General features: G+C 37.1%; 1 protein-coding gene. It reads left to right on the top strand.

Annotation, left to right across the window (positions count from 1 at the left end):
• A partial coding sequence (locus SB717_RS33885) for a type 1 periplasmic-binding domain-containing protein (protein ID WP_486360781.1) occupies positions 1-410 on the top strand: 410 nt, incomplete at both ends.

The following is a 410-nucleotide window of genomic DNA, read 5'->3' as shown; positions in this document are numbered from 1 at the left end:
ATACAATTGGCGTTATGCTTCCTTTCATTAACCTCCCCTACTTCAGTACCATTATTGAAGGAATCGGTAACGAAGCATTATTAGCTGGATATCACATTAATTTATGCCAAACAAATTACGATAGCCTTGAAGAAATTCGTGTTCTTGAAATGATGAAAATGAAACAATTTGATGGGATGATTATTTGCTCCCGAACGAGCTCTTGGGAACAAATCGAACCTTTCGCAAAATTTGCACCTATTATTTCATGTGAAAAAATGAAGCACCCCCTCATTTCATCCATCTACGTAGATCATTATGAAGGTTTCCGTCTCGGTACTGCCTATTTACTAAGTAAAGGCCATGAAAAAATCGGAATTTGTTTAGCAAGAAAAACAAGTGTAAATTCCATGGAGCGCGAAAAAGCGTTC

The organism is Priestia sp. SIMBA_032, from assembly GCF_046535215.1.
GTDB lineage: Bacteria > Bacillota > Bacilli > Bacillales > Bacillaceae_H > Priestia > Priestia aryabhattai.
This window is presented reverse-complemented; position numbering and strand designations above follow the sequence as displayed.